The sequence below is a fragment of the Alteromonas sp. 14N.309.X.WAT.G.H12 genome (genome assembly GCF_036697315.1).
GTDB lineage: Bacteria > Pseudomonadota > Gammaproteobacteria > Enterobacterales > Alteromonadaceae > Alteromonas.
The window spans coordinates 1-24665 of sequence record NZ_JBAHZB010000019.1 but is presented as its reverse complement, the minus strand read 5'-3'; the positions used below and the strand labels follow the sequence as shown (position 1 = coordinate 24665).

Here is a 24665-nt window from a genome sequence, read left to right as displayed (position 1 = left end):
AATAGGAAACTTTCGATATGAAGTTCCTTCATGAAACAATTGTTTCATGTATATGTCAAGTGAAACGAATAATTTGATGGGCAACTTAAGTAATTAGAATACCGAGCATTTATGTTATGAATTTGTAAACGGGTGATGCATTACAGTAGGGTGGTTTTTTAAACAATACGGTGGGGTAGACTCATGGCATTACGTAAAGGGTTCAAAGTACTGTTGGAAGAAGCGGAAAAACGGGTGACGGCGCTCACTCCCCAGATGGCCAACGATGCGGTTTACGATGCCAATGTGGTATTGGTGGATCTGCGGGACGTCAGAGAGCTGGAAAGAGAAGGCCTCATCCCAGGTGCCATTCATGCACCCAGGGGCATGTTAGAATTTTGGGTTGATCCCCAAAGCCCCTATTTTAAACCCGTTTTCGGTGGCGGTAAGCGTTTTGTCTTGTATTGTCAGTCGGGTTGGCGCTCAGCGTTAGCGGCAGCAACATTAATGGATATGGGCTTTGATGACGTTGTTCATCTGGCGGGGGGATTCAATGCGTGGAAAGAAGCGGCGTTACCCGTGGAACCTTATCAGCGTTAATGCCTTGTATTAGCGGTTACCACGTTCCCTCAAGTAGCGCTTTTCTTCCTCCGTTGAATTTCGGCCAAGGATTTCGTTACGTGTGGGGTAACGGCCAAATCGTAATAGCAAATCCCGATGCTCAATTTCATGGCGAAATTGGGCTTCCAATCCGTCCACGTTAAACAATTCCAGCGCAGTGTCGTGAATGACCAGCGATTCCGAGTGCATAAATGGCATAAAAAGAAAGGCTTTTTGAGTATTGGTTAATGTGCTGTCCACTTCCAGTCGTAATGCTTCTTGTGCAAGGGCTAGCGCCATGTTGTCACAGGCAAATGCACGGGGATCATTACGGTAAATGTTGCGGGAGAATTGATCCAATACAATGATTTCCGCCAAACGACCTTGTGGCGTTACTCGCCAAGGCCATAATTCAGCCTGTGCGGCCGCCGCGTGTGTCCTTTTGAAACGGGAACGAATAAGATTATCCAGTCCTTCATCTACATTAAACCATTGCTCTTCGTCTAATTCTGTAAACCAGAATGCCAGTACACTTGAGGCCTCTTCAAGAGGGATAATAAATTGTTGCATAACGCTCCTATGGATCACTTTCAGTTGCCGATAGTGTCGGCAGCAGGTTGCTCAGTGAGTTTACCATACTGTCATAAAGCTCAAAAAATAATCGATAAACGTGAGTCTTTAATTTCCAGCTTTTTATTATTAATTGTAAGACCTTATAGAAGAATTAAGGTTCCAGTTCTTCTAAGTCGTCATACATTTTAGAGATATAGGCGGCACGGTTAGCTGCTTTATCGCCTAATCTTTCAAATACTTTATTGGCGAGAAAAGAGATCAAACTCATTGGCGCGGCATAACTGTCAAAAGCGAGGGTTTGGCCAGGATGACAGACCAGAAGATGATCCACTTTCTGGTTGTATATCTGACCGGTGGGATCGGTAATGAGGATCGTTGTATGATTTTGCAAAACGCTGATTATGCGTTTAAATAACTTAGTTCGACGTCTAAAACCCAGTAAAACCACCACTTCGTTTGACGGAATATCCACCAGATCTTCGCCCAGAGTTTGACCGGGTTGTGGCAACAGCCTTACGGTACTTCTGACTTGTTTAAGTTGTTGGCGAAAGTGAAGGGCTAAGGGATAGGCATTGCGGTAACCAATTAACGTAATACGTTCAGAATGGGCCAGAAGCTCCACCACATCATTGACCGCAGAGGTTTTTAATCCTTCATAGGTTAACGACATGTTGCGTAATTCCTTTTGGAAATGATCCACCTCTTGGTCATCAAGTGCCACCGGCAAGCCCTTTTCACGCATGGCTAAAATGGTGTCTTTGGCATCCTGATGGGAAGTAAAACCCAGTTGGCGAAAAAAACGACTTACTGTGGCTTTAGATGTGTGTGTGGTTTTGGCAATTTCCGCCGTGGATTGACTTACAATGGCAATGGGGTGTTGCTGAAGATAATTGGCAATTTGACGCGCAGAAGGAGGCAAGGAAGGGTAGTGCTGTTCAATTAACCCTAATAAATCATTACGCATAGCCATATCCGTTACTCTTTAGATGTCCTGACACAAAGGTAAAGGAATTCTACCCATCTGCCAACTTTCTGCTAGGGGTAGGCGCAATTATTCGCTTTTTTTCGGTGATAGATTGCAGCGCTTTAAGGTGTGTTGCCATAGGGTAATATGGGCATTGATGGCCTGCTGATAGGCGGCAAAATCCTCTTGGGTATTCACTTTAAGGTAGGCTTTAAATTTGGGCGCAAGATAAGGGGAAGACAACAAGGTGTCCCATACAGGTTCAAGTTGGTAATGATACTGATTGAGGACGCTGGCCACCGGTTGGATCTTTTCAATAAAAAAAAGATAGAACACATTTCTTACAATTTCCGCCTGTTCAGAGGGGTGGCCATCCGGACAAGAGAGTGCGGCGAGGGGACCGCGAAGTTGGTGGGTTAATGAGGTTAGGGTTTGTGTCAGCAAACGTTGGGTTCGCCATAGTTTAGCGGGTAGCCGGGCTGAAGAAATAATTTTTAGTTGCTCATTTAACGTTGCCAGCGGGAATTTTTCGTTATCGGCGGGCAGTGGCGCATCAGGTAACGCGGATAAATAGGACAAGGCGGTGATGCTGGCAGTGGCATCCTGATTATTTTGCGCCGCTAACAGGTGGGGGCTTTGGGAAAACCCATGGCGAGTTTCCTCACTAAGTTGCATAAGGTTAGCCCATAATCCATGACGTTGACTTAACTTTTGTTGATGCCATTTTCCTATTTGTGCTGCCAAATCCGGATTGTCCTTAGCAAGCTGTTTAGCGCACGTGTTTAGTGCTACCAGCACGTTGGTTTCATAGGCCCAGCGGGCGGCTTCTTGCTGAAGTTTACCTAATCCCGTATTTCGTTCTGCCACCAGGGTGGATAGTTGGCACGGACGCAGGGCATAGAAATCGGTAAGATCAATGCTAATGCTATCGAGGCGATTAATCAGGTCTTCCCGCGGGGGATAAGGTCTCGGAGGGGGTGGTGAGGGAAGAGACAAGGGCGTATCAAGCACCCGGGACAACCGATTTGCGTATTCGTGTACATCGTCATCAAGTGTGGATGAAAAAATACAGCCGCCCAAACCTACTAGAATGGCAAACAAAAACAATCTGACTAGCATCATCGGGGTCTTTGCCACAATTGACCGTAACAAAGAAAAGTGCTGTAAAGGTTCCACGCAACCATGCCTTACCTGTTTAATTTAACCCAGCTGGTTTGTATTATATTATACCCATCTGCTAATAGAGCGTTGCACACTGAGCGTAAGCCGTTATAATCGCTGTTCTTTAACAGGTGCAAGTAGGCATCTGTATTTATTTAGCTCAACCTGATGGGGTTGAATTTAACATTTTATCGCAAGTGGCGCAGAGTAGGCGTCACCACTGTAAGGACAATTCATGCCTGTAATTACCCTTCCTGACGGAAGCCAACGTGCTTTCGATTCTGCCGTTTCTGTTCTTGATGTCGCCGCTGATATCGGCCCGGGTTTAGCAAAAGCCACCATCGCCGGTCGCGTGAACGGAGAGTTGGTAGATGCCTGTGATCCCATTGAACGAGATGCATCGTTACAAATCATCACCGCCAAAGACACCGATGGGCTGGAGATTATCCGTCATAGCTGTGCTCACTTAATTGGGCATGCTATCAAACAACTTTGGCCTGATGCAAAAATGGCCATTGGACCGGTTATCGACAACGGCTTTTACTACGATGTGGATATGGAGCACAGTCTTACTCAGGAAGATTTGCAGAAGCTGGAAAAGCGCATGCTGGAGCTGGCGAAGACCAATTACGGTGTGGTGAAGAAAAAAGTCAGTTGGCAAGAGGCCCGGGATACCTTTGAGGCCCGAGGCGAAACATACAAAATGGAAATTCTGGATGAGAATATTCCTAAAGACTCTCAGCCAGGTTTATATCATCACGAAGAATATATTGATATGTGCCGGGGACCACACGTCCCAAATATGAAGTTCTGTCATCACTTCAAACTGATGAAGGTGGCGGGTGCTTATTGGCGTGGGAACAGCGACAATAAAATGCTGCAACGTATTTACGGCACTGCATGGGCAGACAAAAAGCAGTTAAAAGCGTATTTACAACGTTTAGAAGAAGCCGAAAAACGGGATCACCGTAAAATCGGTAAAGCGTTAGATTTGTTCCACTTCCAAGACGAAGCGCCGGGTATGGTGTTTTGGCACAACGATGGTTGGTCTATCTACACAGAATTAGAAAAGTTTATCCGTGGCAAATTGCGTGAGTACGATTACGGCGAAGTAAAAGGGCCATTAATGATGGACCGCTCGTTGTGGGAAAAATCCGGTCACTGGGATAAATTTGGCGATGCCATGTTCACTACGGAATCAGAAAAACGTGAATATGCGATTAAACCCATGAACTGCCCTGGTCACGTTCAGATATTTAACCAAGGCTTAAAGTCATACCGTGACCTTCCGTTACGTATGGCGGAGTTTGGTTGTTGTCACCGTAATGAACCGTCAGGCGGCTTACACGGCTTAATGCGCGTACGTGGATTTACCCAAGACGATGCACACGTGTTTTGTACTGAAGAACAAATACTCGACGAAGTGGGTAGTTGTATCGACATGGTATACGATGCATACAATACCTTTGGTTTTGAAAAAATCGTGGTGAAACTTTCCACTCGCCCAGAAAAACGGGTAGGTAGCGACGAAATTTGGGACAAAGCTGAAAAAGCTTTGGCCGACGCGCTGGAAAGTAAAAATATTGATTTTCAGTATTTACCGGGTGAAGGGGCGTTCTACGGCCCGAAAATCGAATTTACCTTACATGACTGTTTGGATCGTGCATGGCAATGCGGCACGGTGCAGCTCGATTTCTCTATGCCTGGACGCTTAGGCTCTACTTATGTGGCCGAAGACGGTGAACGTAAAGTTCCGGTGATGATTCACCGCGCCATATTAGGGTCCATTGAGCGCTTTATTGGCATCTTGACTGAAGAGTTTGCAGGCTTCTTCCCCCTTTGGTTGGCACCTCAACAGGTTGTGGTGATGAATATCACCGATAATCAGGCCGATTATGTCAGTCAAACTGTTAAAAAATTGCAAAAAAGTGGATTTAGAGCAAAGTCTGACTTGAGAAATGAGAAGATAGGCTTTAAAATCCGCGAGCACACGTTAAAGCGTGTCCCTTATATGTTAGTTTGTGGCGATAAAGAAGTTGAATCTGGCCAAGTGGCAGTACGTTCTCGCCGAGGTGAAGACCTTGGCTCAATGTCTTTAGATGCATTTATTGAACTAGCGCAAAAGGAAATTGCAGAGAAAACCATCAAGTAGTGGTATACTCAGCAACTTATTCTAATACCTGTCTGCATGAGAAACAGGCAGGTGTTCGTTATTAATTTTTGGAGGAATAGCACATTAAAGGCGCTAATAATAAGGCTCAGGGCGACAAAGCCCGCATTAATGATGAAATCCGTGCTCGCGAAGTACGTCTTATCGGCAAAGAAGGTGAGCAGGTTGGTATCGTTTCCCTAGCGGAGGCAATGCAGACAGCAGCAGAAGCAAGTCTCGATCTGGTAGAAATTAGTCCTAATGCTGAGCCGCCGGTCTGTAAAGTGATGGACTACGGCAAGTTCCTCTTTGAAAAAAGTAAAGCTCAAAAAGAGCAAAAGAAAAAGCAAAAGCAAATTCAGGTCAAGGAGATTAAATTTCGCCCTGGCACTGATGAAGGCGATTACCAGGTAAAACTGCGCAACCTGCGTCGCTTTCTAGAAAGTGGGGATAAGGCCAAAGTAACCATCCGTTTTCGCGGACGTGAAATGGCCCACCAAGAGATCGGTATTGAATTACTAAACCGTGTTAAAACGGAATTAGAAGACATTGCCACGTGTGAGTCTTTTCCACGCCGTGTGGAAGGCCGCCAGATGATCATGGTGCTTGCCCCAATCAAGAGGTAGTAGTGGTCTAAAGTTTTCAAAGAATCTGCACCTTTGAAACACCCTGCTGCAAACATTAGCCGATGAACAGTGCTGCACACTGAACGTCGATATTAAACAATGCGGAGTTTTAGCAATGCCTAAAATGAAAACTGTAAGCGGTGCCGCCAAACGTTTTAAGAAAACGGGTTCTGGCCGCTTTAAAAGCAAGCAGTCTCACTTACGTCACATTTTGACGAAGAAGAGTACTAAGCGTAAACGTCACTTACGTGGCAAAAAACTGGTTCATGATTCTGACACCAAATTGGTTCAGCGCATGTTGCCATACGTTTAAGACTTAGGAGACTGATTAATGGCTAGAGTAAAACGCGGCACAATCGCACGTGCTCGTCACAAAAAAGTCCTCAAGCAGGCAAAAGGTTATTACGGTGCTCGCTCACGTGTTTATCGCGTAGCGGTACAAGCCGTAACAAAAGCTGGTCAATATGCATATCGTGACCGTCGTCAGCGTAAGCGTCAATTCCGTCAATTATGGATTGCACGTATTAATGCTGCTGCGCGTCAAAATGGCATGTCTTACAGCCGTTTTATTAACGGTCTGAAGAAAGCGTCTGTTGAAATTGATCGTAAGATCCTTGCCGACATCGCAGTACATGACAAGGTAGCATTCAGCGCATTAGTCGACGCGGCTAAAGGCGCATTAGCTTAATTTTTTAACAAATTAAGTTTAAGTTCTTTCGGGAAACGGCGAGCAGGATGCTCGCCGTTTTTCGTTCTAACAGAGCATAAAACCCTTATTCCTTCTAAAACATCTTATTGCCCCATTCAACGGCAGTTGAGCATCCCTTCCATAGTATGGAATATTTCTATGGTGTGGTTAAATTTATGCCATCGCTCATAAATATATCGTCATAGAAGAGTCCGCCGTTACCGTAGGGTTTATCTGCTGGCCCCGTATTGCAGTTTGCCAGAAAATACATCAGCGGCCGTGCCCGTTTCATCCTAAAATCAGCGTGATGATAGACTTGTGTTTGCTGGGGAAATTCCCCCCCTTTAATGAAAACATCATACACCTGCCCACCCTGAGCGGCCGGCGCATTATTTACCACATACCATATCTCATACCAGATCCCCACCGTGAGGGGGGCAGCCACATCACCTGTGTGGGGATTTATGACTTTTGCGTACTGCCGGTATTTATTGTCACTGTCTACCTTCACCATCAAGGTGCCATCATTTTTATACCCATCAGATTCACTTTTATCGGTGATGCGCAGTGTCGCTTCAAAGGCATCATAGCCTTGCTTGATGATTTCTTCTGGCGTGAGGTTCGCTAACCCAAAAGCATGGTTATTGGGAAAGGCCTCAACCTGGATTCGTGTATAGAATGTGGCGGTTTCACCCACCTTGACTGCCTGGGGAAGGGCTTTAAACGTTAAGGCTTTACGGTTGCCCACCACGCCGTCTTTCGCGGGCTTTTTTAGTAAAACTTGATTGTTGTCCTGACGCACCAATTGGGTAATTTGGGGGTGGGGAACAAAAGGCTGGGTGTGGTTTTGGGGATCTTCTTGATACCAACCCTGCAATGGGGCTTGTTCGAAGGTGTCGATAGCTAACCATTTTTTCGCAGGTAAACTCACTGCGCAGGAAATGGGCATGATGACGAACAAAAGGATCGTAACGTTGCGCATAACAAGGGGCCTTTTTTAACGCGGCAAGATGGATAGAAAAATGACATAGGAGCCGTAAGATGGCAACAAGATTAAAAATTAGCTAAAAAGTAGAAGAAAATAGGTCAATATCAGGGATATAAGGTAGCCCTCATTGCGGTCAGTCGTGTAAACTATCGCCTTTATTTCAGGCTAGCCAGCGGGAATAAATGTGGTTGTTATCTTGCTGGCCATGCAGTCATCATGTCAATTGAGGAAAACATGGAGCTTGACGCTATTATCAATCAGGCCAAGGGCCAGATTGACGCTGCACAAGATGTAGCGACTCTCGACCAGGTCAGAGTAGAATTCATGGGTAAGAAGGGCAGGCTAACCGACTTATTAAAAGGGTTAGGAAAGCTGTCTGCAGAGGAACGTCCTGCAGCGGGCCAGAAGATTAATCAGGCGAAGCAGCAAATTCAGCAGCTTATCGGTGCCAAAGGGGATGCGCTACGTGCTGCAGAACTTAACGCCAAGCTCGCAGAAGAAGCCGTTGATGTCTCTTTGCCCGGGCGAGGGGAATTACCAGGCAATTTGCATCCGGTTACCCGCACAATTCATCGCATTGAACAGTTCTTCGGCCAGCTTGGTTTTGTTTCTAAAACCGGTCCTGAAGTGGAAGACAGTTTTCACAACTTCGATGCGTTAAACATACCGGCAAATCATCCGGCTCGTGCTGATCATGATACCTTCTACTTTAACCCTGATGTGATGCTACGTACCCAGACCTCGGGCGTGCAAATTCGCACCATGGAAGTGGAAAAGCCGCCTTTGCGTATAATTTCGCCAGGGCGGGTTTATCGTAATGACTACGACCAAACCCACACCCCCATGTTTCATCAGGTCGAAGGGTTAATGGTTGATCGAAATGTCAGCTTTAGTGAACTTAAAGGCATACTTCACGATTTCCTTGAGCATTTTTTTGAAGAGTCTTTAGAAGTCCGTTTTCGTCCCTCTTATTTCCCCTTTACTGAACCCTCTGCTGAAGTAGATGTAAAACGCAAAGATGGGAAGTGGTTGGAAGTGTTAGGTTGCGGCATGGTGCATCCCAATGTACTTAAAGCGGTTAACATAGATCCTGAAGAATTTACTGGCTTTGCCTTTGGTATGGGCGTAGAGCGTCTTACCATGTTGCGCTACGGCGTTACGGATCTACGCGCATTTTTTGAAAACGACCTTCGTTTCTTAAAGCAGTTTAACTAAGGCAGGCAACGCAACAATGAAATTCAGTGAAAAATGGTTAAGAGAATGGGTTAACCCGCAAATTTCCACCGATGCGCTGTCTGAACAGTTGAGCATGGCCGGATTGGAAGTGGATGGTGTTGAGCCTGTAGCAGCAGAATTTACCGGTGTGGTAATTGGTGAGGTTGTGGCGTGTGAACAACATCCTAATGCCGACAAATTACGGGTAACGAAAATCAATGTGGGCGACGACGAACCACTTGATATCGTTTGTGGAGCACCGAATTGCCGTAAAGGCCTCAAGGTGGCGGTGGCCAAAGTGGGTGCCGTTTTACCCGGTAATTTTAAAATTAAAAAAGCCAAACTCCGTGGCGAACCTTCCTTCGGCATGCTGTGTAGTTTTTCAGAGCTCGGCATGGGCGAAGATCATAGCGGTATTATCGAATTACCCCAAGATGCGCCCATCGGAACCGATATTCGTCAATATCTAGACTTAGATGACAATATTATTGAGGTCGATTTAACACCTAACCGCGCCGATTGCCTTGGCATCCGCGGTCTTGCTCGTGAAGTGGGGGTGTTAAACAGTACCGATGTGACTGAACCGCAAGTGGCAGAGGTGGCAGCAACCATCGATGATAAGCTGGCGATTACTTTACATGCGCCGGATGCCTGTCCCCGTTATCTTGGTCGCGTTATCTGTAATGTAAACGTCAAAGCGCCATCGCCATTGTGGTTAAAAGAAAAGCTACGTCGCTGTGGAGTCCGTTCCATTGATCCTGTGGTGGATATCACAAATTATGTGCTGTTAGAGCTAGGACAGCCTCTCCACGCCTTTAATTTAGACTCCATTGACGGTGGAATTAACGTTCGTTTAGCCCATGAAGGTGAATCATTAACCTTATTAGATGAATCCACCGTGTCATTAAAAGACAATACCCTGGTGATTGCCGATGACAGCAAAGCACTGGCAATGGCGGGGATTTTTGGTGGTTTACATTCGGGCGTGACCACAGATACGCAACATATTTTACTGGAAAGCGCGTTTTTTAGTCGCGATGCGATCCAAGGACGGGCACGTCAGTATGGCTTGCATACCGACGCTTCTCATCGCTATGAGCGGGGCGTAGATCCTAATCTGCAGCATAAAGCCATGGCGCGGGCGACGGCATTGATCCTTGAAATTTGTGGCGGACAACCCGGTCCTGTGGTCGAAGCGGTGGATGACGAAGCATTACCTTCAGCGACTACAGTAACCTTGCGAAGAAGTCGGTTACAACGTGTACTGGGTATTGATATTGATCCGGCCAAGGTTCGGGATATACTTACCCGCCTTGGACTAGACGTGTCCGAAAGCGATGATACCTGGACCGCCAAGGTACCGAGTTACCGCTTTGATATTGCCATTGAAGAAGATCTCATCGAGGAAGTGGCACGGGTATATGGTTACAACAATATCCCCAACGAAGCACCAAAAGGTCGCCTGACCATGTTAGAGAGTCAGGAAAGTTGTATTCCTGTTGGCACCTTTAAGCATGCGTTGAATGCCAAAGGCTATGTTGAAGCCATTACCTATTCCTTTGTGGATCCTAAAATTCAAGGGGCATTATTTCCTGAGCAGGCGAGCATGACCTTACCGCATCCTATTTCTGCGGATATGTCGGTGATGCGAGTCAGTTTATGGCCGGGATTACTTGGTGCAACGGCTCATAACCAGAAGCGTCAACAAAGCCGGGTACGCTTGTATGAAACGGGTTTACGCTTTATTCCCGACAGCGATTCGCCTAATGGCGTTCGCCAAGAATCTGTGATTGCAGGCGTGATTGCCGGTAAACGGGATGAAGAAAGTTGGTTAACCGAAGATAATAATGTTGACTTCTTTGATATTAAAGGAGATGTTGAGGCTATACTTGCTTTAACTGCATCTGAACAGTCGGTAGAATTTGTTGCAACGTCACACTCAGCGCTTCATCCTGGGATGGCAGCAGAAGTTCGTTTACATAACAATACCATCGGTTATGTGGGCGCGGTTCATCCTCAGTTTAATAAGCAATTGGGTGTTAATGGGCGAGTTTTTGTCTTTGAGCTTGATCTTAAAGCAATTTCTTCTCGTAATTTGCCTGAAGCTTGTGCTGTTTCCAAGTTCCCGGCGAACCGCCGAGATATAGCGATAACAGTTAAAGAAGAGTTGTCTGTGGGCTCAATTATTTCTTTTATCGAAAAAATTGGCGTAAATCAACTAGTTGCACTAAACTTGTTCGATGTGTACAAAGGAAAAGGTGTGGAACCAGGCTTTAAGAGCCTAGCACTGTCACTTGTACTACAGGATCCCGAGAAAACATTGGAAGAAGCTGAAATTCAACAAGCAGTGGATACCGTTGTTAAAGGGTTGGAACGTGAGTTTGGGGCAGCGTTAAGAGAGTAGATTATGGCATTGACCAAAGCCGAAATGGCTGAACACTTATTCGAAAAACTGGGTATTAATAAAAAAGATGCTAAGGATTTGGTAGAAGCTTTCTTTGAAGAAATTAAAGAAGCATTAGAATCCGGTGAACAAGTGAAGTTGTCCGGTTTTGGTAATTTTGACCTGCGTGATAAAAACGAACGACCGGGGCGAAATCCTAAAACGGGTGAAGATATACCGATTAAAGCTCGGCGCGTGGTCACCTTCCGTCCCGGGCAAAAATTGAAAAGTAGAGTCGAGAACTCTAAACCACCAACAGAATAATTTTTCGGCCCTTTATCGCCGGAAAATAGCTAATCTGTCTGTTTGGTATCAAAAAAGGCAATGCCCTTTGTGTGTTGCCTTTTTGTCTATTCTGCCTGCCTGAAAAAGCAGTGTGCTTGTCTGTTCATGCCCTGACATATTTGCAAATGTCGGGTCTGTCACTTATCGTATCGTGTTCATTTCTTGGGTTTTTACGGAGCTGTAATGAAAAAAGCGGGAATCATCCTGACCTCGTTAGTGTGTCTAGTGGGTGGCTATCTTATTTATCTTTCCTATATTTCTTCGCATCACGAAGAAGAGGCCGTGGTGCCATTTACGGTGATGGATATTCTACATGCTACTGATCTTGAAAATGGTATCAAAGAAGCGGTTAAACAAGATAACGACCAAGCCATTAGCGACTGGTTGGAAAAAGCGGAAGATGTGGCCGAGCAAGTGGGGCTGCCCGACAGTGATTTGGACTACCTAAGATCATCTCAGGCGAAAAACTATGTCATTTTTAATGCCAAACGCCAATTATTTAATGAAGAATTTGAGCAGGCGTATTATGCCTTAGAAGGCATTGATGGCATAAAGCAGCGTTACCCTGAAGCCAAAGATCTGTTTGACAGAGCCGAGACGCTACTTAAAAAACGTGATCAAATTATTGAACAAATTGCCTTAACGCTATCGAACGGTCAGACGCCAGACGAAGAGGATTTGTCCGCTGCCAGAGCATTGTGGCAACAACGTTATCAAACTTTAGAGGCGCAGTAGGAATAACTACACCAAGGTCACAAATTGGGCGCGGGTGAGTTGTTGTAAATCGGTTGGCGCTATTTTTATTTCCAATCCCCGTCGGCCAGCACTCACATGCATGGCCGGCAGCGAGCTCGCCGATTCATCAATGAAGGTGCGTAAGGCTTTTTTCTGTCCTAATGGGCTGACTCCGCCCAGAATATAGCCACTGGATCGTTCCACGCGCTCAGGGCTGGCCATCGCCGCTTTTTTAACCCCTGCGGCTTTTGCCAGCGCTTTAATATTAAGCTTATTGTTTACCGGCACTAACCCCACCACCAATTCTTTGCTGTCCAGCTCTACGATGAGGGTTTTAAATACGGTGTTAGCATCAAGGCTGAGTTTTTCACTGGCTTCTAGCCCATAAGAGGGCGCATCGACCTCATGGGTATATTTTAAAACCTGATGGGCAATCTTACGCTTTTTCAGTAATGTTATGGCTGGCGTCATGGTGTCTAATCACCCTGTGGACGTTTGTAACGACGGATTTCTACCACCATACCAAACAACGGATGGTCAAAGTAGTGAACCTGTTTACTGATCACCCGCCGAACTTGATGAAAGGGGACTGACGTTAATTGCAACACCGGCACCTCAGAGCCATCAGCGCTCTGTTCTTTATCGACGATGGGCTGACGGTACTGTATTTCGCTGTCTATGTGCAAATAAGGCACCCTGTTGATGTATTTTAAATAGACTTTCAAATACCCGTCCAGTTGCCATATCGCCAGATTATTGCCTTCTTTCGCGCCCGCCAGGCTGCCCGGCTGCATAATAGATTCGGGCTGATTGAGGGCCATCATTTCACTAAATGGAATGGGATCTCCTTGGTTCAAGACGGTATTTAGCTGAGTAAAAAAGTCATCATTCGTGATGCTGTGGACGTCGTTATCCGGGGTGACAATCTCGGCTGTGGGTTCTTCTTCGCCAATGGGTTTACCTGAGATATCAAACTCTGTTCCATAATTATTGCCAGCAATGAGTCTTACCGCTTCGGCATTATCTTGGCCAAACTTTACCGGCTGGCGCCATGCCACATGAAGAAGACGCTTGAGTCCGCGGGTTTGACGAATTTGTCGAGACAGGTCGGTGAGTTCCAGTTTGTCATAGGGGAGCAAATGCGCAACAGGTGAGCGAGGCCAGTCCCGGCCTTCTAAAAATTCAGGTACATTTTCCGGCGCAGGTAATGTGTTGTCAGGAAAATGGGTTTGCCACTGGCCTTGTTCGTAGGTTAGCCAAGGTTGGGGTTGCTCACAATAATGAAAATCCGGCACTGAAACCGGGGCATAGTCGTTAATACCAGAAAATGCCACCCAGTAACCGGCGATAGCTTCAGCTGTGACCGGAGGGGTGGTTTGCTTATCATCTGTTGGTGGCCCAAGGCGTTGGGCTAGATCCATTTGATCGACGGTTTTCGCCGCAGAAGCCGCGGGCAAGGAGGGATCCTCATTTAATTTGTCAGTACTGGGTTGGGCTGCATCTGCAACAAAACCTTGTTCTGCTTGCCATCTTGTATGGGTTGCGAGAATTTGCTCAAGAGAAGGTTTAGGTATCCATAGTGGTGTCGGGGGCGCATCACATCGCGGCAGGCCTTGTTTTAGTGCACTAATGTCTGGTCTTAAATAATTGTCGATAAGATCCATGGAAGCCACTGTGGGGGCAAGGGAGCCTTGTTCTTCAAACTTTTCGTTGAGATCGTCAATACTCAAATTACGGTCAAAAAGGATCACCTCAACGTCAAACCACCAATCGTCGTCGGCGTGCACTGGGGCACATGTGAACAATAATAAAAGATAAGCGGTCACGGTAACGTATTTCATGTTTACCTGATCTCCCTGGAAAATTCATTGAGTATTTTCTCAACCATATCGAGACGTTCTTTGGCGCTTTGGGTTTTTTGTAGTACCCGAAGTTTTTGGCTGCCTTCAAATCTAAAGGTTTTGGATTGGGTTTGAACCAGTTGGATGATAAATCCAGGATCAACAGGGGTGTTTTCTCTGAATTCAATGGTGCCACCCGCACTCGTTACATCTATTTTGGCGATGCCTAAGGTTTTTGCCAGCAGTTTAAGTTCGGTGACTTTAATGAGTTGTTTAGCGGGTAGTGGTAACAGGCCAAAGCGGTCTATACATTCTACCTGAAACTCATCGATGGCGTCTTTGGAATCGCAGCTTGCGAGCTGTTTATACAAAGACAAACGCTGGTTTACATCGGCGATATAATCGTCAGGAAGTAAAGCCGGAATGCGTAATTCAATTTCTGTTTGATTGGCGGTGGCATCTTCTAAGCTTGGCTCCCGTCCTTCTTTAAGGGCGTTAACGGCCTGATCTAACATATCCATATATAAACTAAATCCGATGCTGGCGATTTGACCTGATTGATCATCGCCGAGTAATTCACCAGCACCCCGGATCTCCAAGTCATGGGTAGCAAGGGCAAAGCCCGCACCGAGATCTTCTAAATTGGCGATGGCCTCAAGGCGCTTAACGGCATCTTTGGTCATGCGTTTAGGGTGTGGCGTCAGTAAATAGGCATAGGCCTGATGATGAGAGCGTCCCACACGCCCACGTAATTGGTGCATTTGCGCAAGTCCAAGGTGATCAGCGCGATCCATAATAATCGTGTTGGCCGTGGGCACATCAATACCGGTTTCAATAATGGTAGTACACACCAGTACATTGTATCGCTGATGATAAAAGTCACTCATCACCGATTCCAGTTCCCGTTCGCGCATTTGTCCATGACCAATGGCAATACGTGCTTCTGGCACAATTTCACTGATTTCTTCGGCGGTTTTCTCAATGGTATCCACTTCGTTGTGGAGGAAATAGACTTGTCCTCCCCGCAGTATTTCCCGCATCACGGCTTCACGAATAATGGCTTTATCCCGTTTTTGCACAAAGGTTTTAATGGATAATCGACGGGCAGGAGGCGTGGCGATTATGGATAAATCCCGCATACCCGACAACGCCATATTCAGTGTACGAGGTATGGGTGTTGCGGTAAGAGTAAGGATGTCCACATCAGCACGCAGGGACTTAAATTTCTCTTTTTGCCGCACACCAAAGCGGTGTTCTTCATCGATGATCACCAACCCTAGATCGTTGAATTTCACATCGCTGCTAAGCAGCTTGTGGGTGCCTACCACAATATCCACGGTACCGTCGGTGATGCCATCAAGGGTTTGTTTTTGGGCTTTCCCATTTACAAAGCGGCTCATGACCTGAATGTTAAAAGGCCAGTTGGCAAAACGGTCTTTGAAGTTTTCATAATGTTGCTGGGCAAGCAGGGTGGTGGGCACTAAAATGGCTACTTGCTTACCGTGGTTAGCTGCTAAAAATGCGGCGCGCATGGCCACTTCGGTTTTACCAAAGCCCACGTCACCACAGACCAGCCTATCCATGGCTTGTGGCGAGCCCATATCGTGCACAACAGCATTAATGGCCTGAATTTGGTCCGGTGTTTCTTCAAAGGGAAAACTGTCGGAAAAGGACTGATATTCTTCCCAGTTAATGGGGTAGGCAAAACCCGGTTTGGCGGCCCGTTGCGCATAGACATTCAGTAATTCCGCGGCCACATCCCGTACTTTTGCCGCCGCTTTTTGTTTGGCTTTTGTCCATACATCAGAACCTAAGGCATGTAACGGTGCATGATCCACATCGCCGCCGGTATAGCGGGAAATAAGATGCAAGGATGCCACTGGTACATAGAGCTTAGATTGTTTGGCATACTCAATACATAAATACTCGGTCAATACGCCACCGGCATCGAGGGTTTGTAAACCAAGGTAACGGCCAACGCCATGCTCTAAATGGACCACTGGCTGACCCACTGATAACTCGGCCAGATTTCGTATAATGGCACTTTCGTCAGTGGCAAGGCGTTTATCTCTGAGTCGACGCTGACTGATTTTGTGACCCAGCAACTCGGTTTCGGTGATAAACAGAATGCCGCCTTGGGGGCGTTGCCAAAAAAAGCTGTTCTCAACCATGCCAATGGTGATACCGATGGGGATATCACAGGCAATAAATTCGCTAAAACTGGAAACCGCTTGGGGCGTAACTTTGGCTTTTTTGAGCACTTCCAAGAGGTTTTCTCGACGCCCTTGGGATTCGGCACAAAACAGCACCCGACTACCGCTATTTCGTGCTTCTTTTAAGCGCTGAAGTAGGGCACTTGCCGGTTCTTTTTTCTGCGGATTAAAGCCAATATCTTTTAATGCGTCACAGCCTAAATTTGTGCGCCCCGGCTTTTCTTCAAGGGGATAGGAAGATAAGGATACCCGAGGCCAGTGTTTTATTGCTTCAAATAGGGTATTTACCGGTAGAAAGAGGGCGTCAGGCGCGAGCAAAGGACGACTCACATCATACCGTCGTTGTTCGTAACGCTCCGAAACATCGGCCCAGAAAAAATCGCAGGCGTCTTTTACGTCACCGTGGAGCAGGAGCAAGGTATCACGATGAAAATAATCAAACAGGGTGGCCGTGTGGGTAAAAAACAGCGGTAAATAGTATTCAATGCCGCCTGGCATGGTCCCTTTTGACACCTGAGTTAAAACGGATTCCTCGGCATTGTTAACATCGAATCTTTCCAAATATTGCTGGCGGAAAAGTTGCAGTGCCGTTTTGTCGGTGGGAAATTCTCTGGCAGGTAACAATCGAATGCTATCCACGTTGTCGGCGGAGCGCTGACTTTCGGTATCGAAATAACGAATAGAATCGATTTCATCATCAAATAAATCGATACGAAAGGGCTTATGACTGCCCATGGGGTACAGGTCAATGATGGAGCCACGAATGGAAAATTCACTGTGACTCATCACTTGGTTTACGTGAAGGTAACCCGCTTTTTCTAAGTTGCGTCGAAATTGGTCTCTGTCTAAGTGCTCGCCTTTATGCAACATAAGCAGATACTTGTTAAGGTAATCTACTGGCGCAAGGCGTTGCATCAGGGTGTTGATAGGGACAATAAAAATGCCCTGGCGCTCGTTGGCCATGCGATACAGGGTTTCCATGCGCTGAGACACGATATCCTGATGGGGAGAAAACATGTCATAGGGCAGTGTTTCCCAGTCAGGAAACAAAGTAACCGCTTTGGCATCATTGTCGAGGAAATAGATGATTTCCCGCTGCAACCGCATTGCCGAGGGGGTGTCTGCGGTAACCAGCACCACAGGCCCCGCATGTTGCTTATAGGCCTGCGCAATGGTGAGTGCTTGGCTGCTACCTTGTAACTGGCCCCATTGCTGATGATCGTTTGTGCCGGCGGTTTTTTTGGCCTTGGGCATCGGTAGAGAATATATTGTGGCTGTCATGTCACCCTGAAACTAATGAGCAGTAGATGGAAATAACCGAAAAACTATTTTTCCTGTTTGTTTTGTGCGCGTTTTCGTAGTTGTTGCGTTTGCACATGGAGGCTTGCGCGCACAAGTAGCTCCTGATCCTGTTCTCTGATACTACGAAAAATAAAGGCTATATGGTAACCATCCTCTTCTTGCTGGCAAGCGATAACTTCACCAAAACAATAAACCGCCGCAGCTTCCTCAGAGAGAAACAGCTTTAGCTCAGCGTTTGAACCAATTTCAAAGGGGGTAGGAGAGGCAACAACCACACCGCCACCGCCGAATTTGATGCTTGTGAAACGGTGGGTTTCTTCATCTTGCTGTTGCAGAATATAGGACATCATCAAGTCAATTTTTCGGGCTTGATGATTTAAGTATTCGGTGAGCGCTGCGGCATGTTCACCTAAGTGTCTTAGTGGGCGTAACGCCTGCGCCTCGATGGATGCCATCTCTCCGGCAATACGAAAGGCATAAGGCATGGCATTTTCCAGCTCATGACTATCAGGCACGGGCGTTGCTCCATCTAATGGTATAATATTGATGGGTAAGTCGTGGGCAACCATGAAAAATTCGTCGAATTGCGCCTGTTTTTCGGCCAAGGTCTGTGTATCCATCAAATTCCTGTTACATCAATCTTGTACGTGGTTAAGCTTACACGTAGTATACCCACTTTACTAATACGACAGCTAATCATTCACAGATTGTTTCCCGCTCATCACCGTGTTTCGGTGTTGTTGATACGGAAACACAAGGCAACGAGTTTACATGTTTCAACCCGTTTCGGCTTTTCTGGCTTACCGATATTCAACGGCAAGCAAACAAAATAGTTTTGTTTCTTTTATTAATCTTTTTTCCGTTGCCGGGATCGCCCTTGGCTTAATGGCGCTTATCATTGTACTTTCCGTGATGAATGGATTTGAAGGTCAACTTAAACAGCGTGTGCTGGGGATCTCTCCCCATGTGGTGGTGCACACGGCACCGGAAAATGTGGATGTAACAACCTTATCGAACGTGATACGGGTAACCCCCTTTCTAGAATCAGAAGGCGTATTGCAGGCCCGAAGTGGCCTTAGAGGGATTCAAATTCAGGGCATTGAGCCGAAAGATATGGTGGGAAGCATCGTCGACGACAGCACCTATGTGGGTGGCTTTTCGGATTTATCCCCCGGTATGTACAGGATCATGATCGGACGGGCGTTGTCCACACAGCTGGATATTCGTCCCGGTGACAAACTGCGTTTATTGCTGGCAGGGGCCAGTGTCTACACGCCCTTTGGCCGTATGCCAAGTCAGCGCCTTGTGGAAGTTGCCGGACTTTATAACGTGGGCTCTCAGCTGGATGATAAAGTCATTTTTATGCATGTTGATGACCTCAAACGTTTGCTTCGCCGTCCTGCCGATTCGCCTACTTATACGCGACTATTCCTTGATGATGCCTTTGATTACCAAGGGGTGGTAAACCAGTTAACGGAACAAGGGTTTACAACGGATAACTGGCGCGCCAGACAGGGTCCCTTGTTTGATGCGGTGAAAATGGAAAAGAACATGATGTTCATGATGCTGCTGCTTATTGTCGCCGTTGCCGCATTTAATATTGTCTCTGCATTGGTAATGGTGGTGACCGAAAAACAAGGCGATATTGCGATTTTACAAACACAAGGGTTGGATGAGCGCAAAATCATGACCGTCTTTTTACTCAACGGTGTGTTTAATGGCATCAAAGGGGCGGCTATAGGATTAATCCTCGGTGTGCTTGTTGTCACACAGCTCAATACGGTGCTGGATATGCTGAATATTCACTTGGCGCTTTCTGTGGATGGTCAGGGGATACCCGTGGATCTTCGCTGGCATCAGGTCATCATTGTAACCTTGTTTTCTTTGGGCTTATGTTTGTTAGCCAGCATTTACCCAGCAAGGCGCGCGATGAAGGTTCAACCCGCCACTGCCTTGCAAAATGAATAAACAGAAACCCTAAACCCTCTGACCAAATGGTTAATATAACGTGCAAATAAGTGTAATTTTAACTATACTTCCGCCTCTTTATATTTGGCCGGAAAGACGTTATGAATAAAAACTTTATTACTTCTCAATCACTCCTTGAAGATTCCTTTCGGCTGGCGGCAATGGTTTTTGAAGATGGTTTTAGGCCTGATTTTATCATCGGTATCTGGCGCGGTGGTGCCCCCATTGGTATTGCTGTTCAAGAATTTTTTGAATTTAAAAACACCTCCACAGATCACATTGCGGTAAGAACCTCATCCTATTACGGGATTAATCAACAGGCGAAAGAAATTCGCGTACATGGTCTGCATTATTTGGTAGAAAACGCCAATGCGGATGACAAATTGCTTATCGTTGATGATGTGTTTGATTCTGGGCGTAGTGTGGATGCGCTGATTAAACAAGTCCGCCATCTTATGCGCCTAAATATGCCAAAAGATATCCGTATCGCGTGTCCCTGGTACAAACCGCAAAATAATAAAACTGATATCGTGCCGGATTATTATGTTAACACCAGTGATGAATGGTTGGTTTTTCCTCACGAAATCGCGGGATTAAGTGAAGAAGAAATCAGAGCCGGTAAAACGGAATTATCGGGTGTAATGGACGTATTGTTTAACAACGATAACTGATCTTTAATGGTGTGTAGCGCCCTTAAAAACTCCACAAGGGCGCTGATAATCCTGTCAATGCTTACTTGCCATCGATATAAAACTTGTCATGAAAGGTATAGATCCAATCGGGCTTATAAATGGTCAGTAAGGTCATGGTCATACCGTTTAACAAGCCTTCAGGAAATAATAACAAGGGAATAAGTATCAGGTAGTTGTCCCGTACAATACTCCAGCTGTATTGGTCGGCGACCAAATAATAACCGGAAAGTAATGTCATCTTTAATGCGATGATTAACGCGCCAGGGAAGAAGGCACAAACAAAAATATACACGAAAAGGTTTCTTGGTATTTTGTGAAAGGCAGCCATAAAAATGGCATAGCACACTGCAACGGGCGTAATGACACCGAATAATCCATTTACCCCCAACATGGCCCAGGCATCCTGGTGAACAAGGGTGGTACCCAATAACGCCACACTCCCAGCAATGATCGCCCAACGAAACCCTAAGGTGAGAGTCAGCGCGGGTAGCCACAGAAAGTGAACATCCAGTCCGGTAAAAATGCCCACCCTGAAAATCCAAAGAAAGAACATCAAGGCGGTAAAACCGAAAATAATATGTTGTCTTTGCTTATCTGCCACTAAGGATGACCAGGGGACTTGTTTACCGATGTACAAAACCAGTGCACCGTATACAAGCAGGCAAATAAGTTGGAGTGTGGTCACGTTGTTACCTGTTAAATATCGTAAGTGGCCCAAATAGGGGCGTGATCAGAGGGTTTCTCTATGCCTCTTAATTCGTAATCAATGCCGGTATCAACCAGTGTGCTATGTACCTTGGCGGTACCCAGAATATGATCGATACGCAGTCCACGGTTATCGTTAAACCCTTTTGAACGGTAGTCAAACCAGCTGAATTTATCATCCACATCCGGATTTTGTGCCCGGAAGCTATCCGTTAAGCCCCAATTATATAACTTTTGGATCCAAGTTCGTTCTTCAGGCAAAAATGAACATTTACCGGTACGCAACCATCGTTTTTGGTTTTCAGGTCCAATACCAATATCAATATCTTCCGGGGATATATTTAAATCACCCATAACGATGACGTTTTCTTCAGGGCTTAGCGCGGTTGCAAGGTGATTCATTAAATCGGCGTAAAATTTCCGCTTAGCCGGGTATTTGGTTTCGTGCTTTTCATTTTCACCTTGAGGAAAATAGCCGTTAAGTATATGCACGGATTCTTTGTTTTTGTTTTCCAATTCCACCATTATCATTCTACGCTGAGCGTCTTCTTCGTCGGTGGGAAAGCCGCGCTGAACGGATTTTGGCACCTGCTTGGTTAGCATGGCGACTCCGTAGTGGCTTTTTTGACCATGATAAAATACGTGGTAGCCCATGGCTTCCACAGCCTCCACTGGAAATTGCTCGTCATGAACTTTGATTTCCTGCAGTCCGATGACATCAGGCTGATGTTTTTCGATAAGCGCCGCAAGTTGGTGTAGTCGGGCTCGGATACCATTAATATTAAAAGAAACGACTTTCATTGTTTTGGCTAATTCCTTCAAGTTTATACGGGATAATAATAAATAGACGAATATGGCACACTTACCGTGTGGCATCACCGCGGGCGCGTAGGCCATCACCTGTCATTTGCAAACCTAAAAACAGGGCCTTTGCCATTTCTCCCACGTCATCATAGCTTACCGGGTTAGTGGTTAGGTAAGTATTAATCGTTTGTTGCCATTGTGGCCATGTTTCCCCTAAAGATGCCATGGCGGAATAATAATCCATGGGCATGTTGGGGTGGTGGCTTTTTAACCATCGGCGTATGACGTTGCCGCCCATGGATGAACCCAAAATTACATAGGTACAAGCCAGTGCGCGGGCAAAGGTTACCTTTTGTGCGGGCATGGCAAATGGGATGGGAGCTTGATTGGCCGGCAAAAGGGCCGCTAAATCCTGATTAATCAATTGAATGGGTAATTGGGGATCGAATTCCCCACGTAATGACGGTGACAGTGAGGCGCAAAAAGGTAAACAATATCGATGAAATGCACCGAGTGTTTGTAATCCCTTGGCGTAGTGGACGGCATTAAAGTTATCCGCTTTGAAATAGGTATTAAACGGATAGCTTCTTTCCAGCGCACGATGCCCTTGGTAAGTATTTTCTTTCAGGTAAGAAAACAGGTTATTCATATTCATCAATATGTGGTTCTGCTATTCTATAAGTTGAATTTATATTGCATCTTTGCATCATACAATATTGGTAATCCTGGATACATGGACAACAGCGAAAAAAACACGGCCCCAATGACAGTTGATCTTACCAACTGCGACAGAGAACCGATCCATTTGTTGGGGAATATCCAGCCTTTTGGTTGCTTTATCGCCTTACGGGCTGACTGGATGGTGGCTTATTGTTCAGAAAATGTTAACCATTATTTGGGACACGATGCCCAAGATGTTATCGGCGGTACGTTAAAAACCTGGTTCGACAGCAACACAATTCACAGTATTCGCACGGCATTGCAGTCTGCCATGATCACCGGGCGCAACGAACGTATCTTTGATGAAAAGATTGCCGAAACCGGGTTGGATGTGGATATATCCGTGCATCATAATGGTCAGTTTATTATTGTTGAATGCGAAGAAATTGACACCCAGCGGGTTAAGGATACCCATTTCGTACGCTCTTTATTGACCCAGTTTTATTGTGCCAGCGATAGTCAGGCCCTCATTAAAATGGTTACCCAACAAATTCAGTTGATCACCGGCTATGACAGAGTGATGGTATACCGCTTTTTGCCAGATGGTGCTGGGGAAGTCATCGCAGAAAGTAAACATTATGATGTGGCGTCGTATTTGGGGCTACGTTATCCGGCCAGTGATATTCCGCAACAAGCCCGACAACTTTACTTAAAAAATTTACTGCGGGTGATTGGCGATGTAGACGCACAGGTGGTACCGATTTTACCGCCAACGAATGCCGTTGATCATCAAGTGGATCTGTCCTTTTCCACATTACGGGCCGTTTCTCCTGTCCACATCCAATATTTGCAGAATATGGGGGTCAAAGCCTCCATGTCTATTTCGATTATTGTAAATGGCAAATTATGGGGCTTATTCGCCTGCCATCACTACAGTGCCAAAGTCCCGTCTTATTTTCAGCGCACGGAACTGGAATTGTTTGCCGAAATTTTCGCTTTGGAATTATCGTCACGGTTGATGCAAGAACGTGAAATTGAGCGTACCCGAGCGCGCCAGGTTCACAATAAAATGATTTCCACCATGTCGTCCTCCACAGGGTTGCTTGACAGTATTGTTGAGCAGTTTGGCATGTTTAAAGATTTGATAAAAAGTGACGGTTTAGCGGTTATGATTGATGGAAATATCAGAACCGATGGACTTTCACTGGATAAGGAATGGTTAAAGATCTTATGCCGGCGGTTAAATACCTTATCGGCCAGTGAAGCGTCATTTATCGATACATTGGCCACATTTTTGCCCGATTATCAAACTGATTTGCATAAAGTGGCCGGCGTATTGGCGATTCCCATCTCGAAAACGCCCCGGGATTACCTGTTATTTTTTCGCCAACCACAAACGCAAATTGTTAACTGGGCGGGGGATCCGCAAAAAGCCGTTTCTCCAGCGCCCAATGAAATGCGACTGTTACCCCGAAGCAGTTTTGAAGTGTGGCAACAAACCCATGCCGATAGTTGTGAACATTGGAACGAGCAAGAACGTTATGACGCCGAATCCCTGCGGGTCACCTTATTGGAAGTGATGATTCGATTTGCGCAGGAGCGGGAGTCCATTCGCTTACAAGCTGCCCGAAAACACGAAATTTTAATCTCTGAACTTAATCACCGTGTTCGCAATATACTCAATCTTGTCAATGCGGTTGTTGCGCAAACGGAAACGCAAGGCAGAACACTGAGTGAATTTATTGGCGTGCTTACAGGCAGACTATTTGCTCTTGCCTCTGCCCATGATCAGCTTACCGCATCACAGTGGTCACATGTGTCTTTGAAATCCATGCTGGAAACGGAAATTCAGGCCTATGTATCGTCTTACAATCATATTGAGCTAGACGGCCAAGAGGTCATGCTTTCTCCTTTTGCCGCCACACCCTTGGTACTGGTGTTTCATGAAATGTTTACCAATGCGGCTAAATATGGCGCATTATCAGATAGCAAAGGTAAAGGGGTCGTGCGCCTAAGTTGGCTAATAAATCAACGGGGTGAATTAATTATGCGCTGGGCAGAGTCCGGCGGCCCT

Annotated in this window: 23 protein-coding genes; 12 read left to right on the top strand and 11 right to left on the bottom strand. The window is 46.1% G+C overall.

Annotation, left to right across the window (positions count from 1 at the left end; translation table 11 throughout):
- Window positions 1–183: 183 nt before the first annotated feature.
- The gene (locus tag V5298_RS08050) at window positions 184–579 is read left to right on the top strand and encodes a rhodanese-like domain-containing protein (RefSeq protein WP_332930943.1); all 396 of its coding nucleotides are present in this window, start codon (window positions 184–186) and stop codon (window positions 577–579) included.
- A gap of 9 nt (window positions 580–588) precedes the next feature.
- Here the strand turns inward: V5298_RS08050 and V5298_RS08045 are convergent, their stop codons facing one another.
- From V5298_RS08045 to V5298_RS08035, 3 genes are all read right to left on the bottom strand, one after another.
- Window positions 589–1149, bottom strand: coding sequence for a DUF924 family protein (locus V5298_RS08045; RefSeq protein WP_332930942.1), 561 nt, complete (start codon window positions 1147–1149; stop codon window positions 589–591).
- Between the two features lie 154 nt (window positions 1150–1303).
- A complete protein-coding gene (locus tag V5298_RS08040; protein WP_332930941.1) occupies window positions 1304–2122 on the bottom strand; it encodes a MurR/RpiR family transcriptional regulator in 819 nt (272 codons plus the stop codon).
- 81 nt (window positions 2123–2203) lie between these two features.
- Window positions 2204–3238 (bottom strand): DUF3080 family protein, encoded by a 1035-nt coding sequence (locus V5298_RS08035; RefSeq protein ID WP_332930940.1) that lies wholly within the window; start codon window positions 3236–3238, stop codon window positions 2204–2206.
- A gap of 274 nt (window positions 3239–3512) precedes the next feature.
- Between V5298_RS08035 and thrS the strand changes: the two genes are divergently transcribed.
- The 4 genes from thrS (at window position 3513) to rplT (ending at window position 6740) form a co-directional block, all read left to right on the top strand.
- Window positions 3513–5429, top strand: a complete 1917-nt coding sequence (gene thrS, locus V5298_RS08030; RefSeq protein WP_332930939.1) for a threonine--tRNA ligase — start codon at window positions 3513–3515, stop codon at window positions 5427–5429.
- Between the two features lie 83 nt (window positions 5430–5512).
- Window positions 5513–6052: a translation initiation factor IF-3 gene (infC, locus tag V5298_RS08025; RefSeq protein ID WP_332930965.1), complete on the top strand. Its 540-nt coding sequence runs from the start codon at window positions 5513–5515 to the stop codon at window positions 6050–6052.
- Between the two features lie 115 nt (window positions 6053–6167).
- Complete coding sequence (gene rpmI / locus V5298_RS08020) at window positions 6168–6365, top strand: 50S ribosomal protein L35 (protein WP_044056810.1); 198 nt, start codon at window positions 6168–6170, stop codon at window positions 6363–6365.
- 18 nt (window positions 6366–6383) lie between these two features.
- Complete coding sequence (rplT, locus tag V5298_RS08015; protein WP_216026176.1) at window positions 6384–6740, top strand: 50S ribosomal protein L20; 357 nt, start codon at window positions 6384–6386, stop codon at window positions 6738–6740.
- Window positions 6741–6897: 157 nt separating this feature from the next.
- On the opposite strand, the gene V5298_RS08010 is transcribed toward rplT, so the two are convergent.
- Window positions 6898–7722 (bottom strand): hypothetical protein, encoded by an 825-nt coding sequence (locus V5298_RS08010; protein WP_416351158.1) that lies wholly within the window; start codon window positions 7720–7722, stop codon window positions 6898–6900.
- Between the two features lie 240 nt (window positions 7723–7962).
- Between V5298_RS08010 and pheS the strand changes: the two genes are divergently transcribed.
- From pheS to V5298_RS07990, 4 genes are all read left to right on the top strand, one after another.
- A complete protein-coding gene (gene pheS / locus V5298_RS08005) occupies window positions 7963–8943 on the top strand; it encodes a phenylalanine--tRNA ligase subunit alpha (RefSeq protein WP_332930963.1) in 981 nt (326 codons plus the stop codon).
- A gap of 16 nt (window positions 8944–8959) precedes the next feature.
- Window positions 8960–11347 carry a phenylalanine--tRNA ligase subunit beta gene (gene pheT, locus V5298_RS08000; protein ID WP_332930938.1) on the top strand — a complete coding sequence of 796 codons (2388 nt, stop codon included), beginning with the start codon at window positions 8960–8962 and terminating at the stop codon, window positions 11345–11347.
- A gap of 3 nt (window positions 11348–11350) precedes the next feature.
- The gene (gene ihfA, locus V5298_RS07995; RefSeq protein ID WP_070123303.1) at window positions 11351–11650 is read left to right on the top strand and encodes an integration host factor subunit alpha; all 300 of its coding nucleotides are present in this window, start codon (window positions 11351–11353) and stop codon (window positions 11648–11650) included.
- Between the two features lie 204 nt (window positions 11651–11854).
- Window positions 11855–12406 (top strand): hypothetical protein, encoded by a 552-nt coding sequence (locus V5298_RS07990; RefSeq protein ID WP_332930937.1) that lies wholly within the window; start codon window positions 11855–11857, stop codon window positions 12404–12406.
- A gap of 6 nt (window positions 12407–12412) precedes the next feature.
- On the opposite strand, the gene ybaK is transcribed toward V5298_RS07990, so the two are convergent.
- The 4 genes from ybaK to V5298_RS07970 are packed head-to-tail and all read right to left on the bottom strand — an operon-like array spanning window position 12413 to window position 18382.
- Window positions 12413–12877: a Cys-tRNA(Pro) deacylase gene (ybaK, locus tag V5298_RS07985; RefSeq protein WP_332930936.1), complete on the bottom strand. Its 465-nt coding sequence runs from the start codon at window positions 12875–12877 to the stop codon at window positions 12413–12415.
- A 5-nt stretch (window positions 12878–12882) separates the two neighbouring features.
- The gene (locus V5298_RS07980; protein WP_332930935.1) at window positions 12883–14247 is read right to left on the bottom strand and encodes a CsiV family protein; all 1365 of its coding nucleotides are present in this window, start codon (window positions 14245–14247) and stop codon (window positions 12883–12885) included.
- A gap of 2 nt (window positions 14248–14249) precedes the next feature.
- Window positions 14250–17741, bottom strand: coding sequence for a transcription-repair coupling factor (gene mfd, locus V5298_RS07975; protein WP_332930934.1), 3492 nt, complete (start codon window positions 17739–17741; stop codon window positions 14250–14252).
- Window positions 17742–17785: 44 nt separating this feature from the next.
- Window positions 17786–18382: a PilZ domain-containing protein gene (locus V5298_RS07970; protein ID WP_332930933.1), complete on the bottom strand. Its 597-nt coding sequence runs from the start codon at window positions 18380–18382 to the stop codon at window positions 17786–17788.
- Between the two features lie 151 nt (window positions 18383–18533).
- On the opposite strand from V5298_RS07970, the gene V5298_RS07965 reads away from it, so the two are divergent.
- A complete protein-coding gene (locus V5298_RS07965; RefSeq protein ID WP_332930932.1) occupies window positions 18534–19730 on the top strand; it encodes a lipoprotein-releasing ABC transporter permease subunit in 1197 nt (398 codons plus the stop codon).
- A 101-nt stretch (window positions 19731–19831) separates the two neighbouring features.
- Window positions 19832–20401: a phosphoribosyltransferase gene (locus V5298_RS07960; RefSeq protein WP_332930931.1), complete on the top strand. Its 570-nt coding sequence runs from the start codon at window positions 19832–19834 to the stop codon at window positions 20399–20401.
- Between the two features lie 61 nt (window positions 20402–20462).
- On the opposite strand, the gene V5298_RS07955 is transcribed toward V5298_RS07960, so the two are convergent.
- The 3 genes from V5298_RS07955 to V5298_RS07945 all read right to left on the bottom strand — a co-directional run bounded on the left by V5298_RS07955 (window position 20463) and on the right by V5298_RS07945 (window position 22586).
- Window positions 20463–21107, bottom strand: a complete 645-nt coding sequence (locus V5298_RS07955; RefSeq protein WP_332930930.1) for an energy-coupling factor ABC transporter permease — start codon at window positions 21105–21107, stop codon at window positions 20463–20465.
- A gap of 11 nt (window positions 21108–21118) precedes the next feature.
- Entirely contained in the window at window positions 21119–21928 is an 810-nt protein-coding gene (xthA, locus tag V5298_RS07950) for an exodeoxyribonuclease III (protein WP_332930929.1), read from the bottom strand.
- A 61-nt stretch (window positions 21929–21989) separates the two neighbouring features.
- Window positions 21990–22586 (bottom strand): hypothetical protein, encoded by a 597-nt coding sequence (locus tag V5298_RS07945; protein WP_332930928.1) that lies wholly within the window; start codon window positions 22584–22586, stop codon window positions 21990–21992.
- A 108-nt stretch (window positions 22587–22694) separates the two neighbouring features.
- On the opposite strand from V5298_RS07945, the gene V5298_RS07940 reads away from it, so the two are divergent.
- On the top strand, window positions 22695–24665 hold a 1971-nt coding region (locus V5298_RS07940; RefSeq protein WP_332930927.1), incomplete at its 3' end, for an HWE histidine kinase domain-containing protein.